Raw genomic sequence first — 1,436 nt, forward strand, 5'->3', positions numbered from 1 at the left:
ACAAGCCGAGCAGACGACATATGGGCTGGATTTAAGACGCTTTTTAGGCCGCTACCGCCCATCCCATAAGCGCAAGAAGCTACTAAAAACGTAGCAAATGCCGCTTACTCCGGCTGCATTCCCGCGGCCTGGATGATCTTGCCCCACTTCACCGATTCATCGGCCTGCACCTTGCGCAGGCCGTCGGGTGTGGTGGTGGTGATTTCGGTGCCGGTGCCCTGGTAGAAGCTGGCGGCGGTGCTGCTCTTGGCGGCCTTGACCAGCAGTTCGTTCAGCCGGGCCACCATCGGCGCGGGCGTACCGGCGGGGGCGTAGGCGGCAAACCAGTAGGTCATCTCGTAGCCTTTGACCCCGGCCTCGCTGATGGTGGGCACGTCGGGGGCCAGCGGGCTGCGCTGCAGGGTGGATACGCCCAGCGCCTTGAGCTTGCCGCCCTTGACCTGGGGCAGGCCGGTGGCCATGTCGGTGATCATCACGTCGATCTGTCCGCCGATCAGGTCGGTCACGGCGGGCGGATTGCTGCGGTAGGGAATGGCCACGATGTAGGCCCCGGCCATTTGCTTGAACAGCTCGCCCGCGATGCGGCTGGACGAGCTGCCCGAGCCAAAGCTGAGCTTGCCGGGCTTGGACTTGGCCAGCTTGACGAACTCGGCCACGGTGTTCACGCCCAGGCTGGGGTTGACCAGCATGATCTGGCCGCCCCGGCCCAGCAGGGTCAGGGGTTCAAAGTCTTTCACCGGGTCGTAGGGCAGCTTTTTGTACAGGTGCTCGTTGGCGGCGTGGGTGGTGTTGGTGGCGATCAGCACGGTGTAGCCGTCGGGCTTGGCCTTGGCCGCCGCCTGCGCGCCGATGAAGGCGTTGCCGCCGGGCTTGTTGTCCACCACCACGCTGACCTTGGCATCCAGCGTGACCGCCTGGGCCAGGGCGCGGGCCAGCTGGTCGGTGGCGCTGCCCGCGGCAAACGGCACGATGAAGGTGATGGTCTTGTCGGGGAAGGTGTCGGCCTGGCTGGCGGTGGCGAACAGGGCGGTGACGGCAAGGGTCAGGAAAGTGCGGCGCATAAGGGTGTCTCGGTTAATTTTCTGGTTGTAGAAAAGGCTGTAGGGCTAAAGGGATTGTCAGTGGCAAATCCAGCAGCCAAAACGACAGGGCTTTGCCGTGGCTGTCCAGGTTCAGCGCGTCGTTCACGCCGCCGTCCAGTACCTCGTCCAATACAAAATTCATGGCTTGCAGGGCAGGTAGAACATGGCGTTCCACGTGGTGTGGCTGTTTGTGGGCAAAGTGGGCGGCCACGGCTTCGGCGGTGACCTGCTGTTCCAGCAGGGCAAACAGTTCGGGGCGGTAGGCGATCACGCTCAAGTTGGAGCGGTTGCCTTTGTCGCCGGTGCGGCTGTGGGCGGCACGGTAGAGCGGGACGGTGATGTTCATGCGGCCTC

The 1,436-nt window shown here is 63.9% G+C and carries 2 protein-coding genes; both read right to left on the bottom strand.

Features of this window, described 5'->3' with window-relative positions; translation table 11 throughout:
• Nucleotides 1-104 precede the first annotated feature (104 nt).
• The gene (locus tag AC097L_RS24215; RefSeq protein ID WP_479589273.1) at nt 105-1,061 is read right to left on the bottom strand and encodes a Bug family tripartite tricarboxylate transporter substrate binding protein; all 957 of its coding nucleotides are present in this window, start codon (nt 1,059-1,061) and stop codon (nt 105-107) included.
• A 13-nt stretch (nt 1,062-1,074) separates the two neighbouring features.
• Nucleotides 1,075-1,428 carry an AtuA-related protein gene (locus tag AC097L_RS24220; protein WP_479589274.1) on the bottom strand — a complete coding sequence of 118 codons (354 nt, stop codon included), beginning with the start codon at nt 1,426-1,428 and terminating at the stop codon, nt 1,075-1,077.
• Between the last annotated feature and the right edge of the window lie 8 nt (nt 1,429-1,436).

The organism is Rhodoferax sp. RT5P35 (genome assembly GCF_056521385.1).